This window comes from Collinsella aerofaciens (assembly GCF_032584215.1).
Classification (GTDB): domain Bacteria; phylum Actinomycetota; class Coriobacteriia; order Coriobacteriales; family Coriobacteriaceae; genus Collinsella.
Genome location: NZ_JAWHPN010000133.1, coordinates 1 through 440 on the forward strand (window position 1 = coordinate 1; position 440 = coordinate 440).

The following is a 440-nucleotide window of genomic DNA, read 5'->3' on the forward strand; positions in this document are numbered from 1 at the left end:
CCTTTTAAGCGACGAGTACAGCTTTATGCTGGAAAAGATGAAAATAATAAAAGAGGTCTATAAATATGCCGACCGCCTTTCAGCCTCCGTGGCGGAGGAATCCATTTACAATTTTATCCTGTTTTCCACCTATGGGGCGCTTGACCTGGAGACAGCTCACTTCCGAAAGTTCGAGCTGCTCAATTGGCTGGAGCGTGTAACCTGCTATTCTGTTTCCATCGGCCTTGGGAATGGGGAGACGGCGATTGATGCGCGCCATAACGCCTTCCGGGCCATGCTTAGAGCAAAAAATCACGAGCAAAATGCCGCATATGTCCTGATCAACGGGCAGGAGCCGATGGGTCCCTATCTCGGCGATACGGTACAGAAACAGCCGGAGGATCTTCCCGAAGAATTCCAACGGATCATGTCAAAAACCAATATCAGCAGCAATACCATAC

General features: G+C 49.3%; 1 protein-coding gene. It reads left to right on the forward strand.

Features of this window, described 5'->3' with window-relative positions; genetic code table 11:
• Positions 1-25: 25 nt before the first annotated feature.
• A partial coding sequence (locus tag RX395_RS10110) for a hypothetical protein (RefSeq protein ID WP_316367386.1) occupies positions 26-440 on the forward strand: 415 nt, incomplete at its 3' end.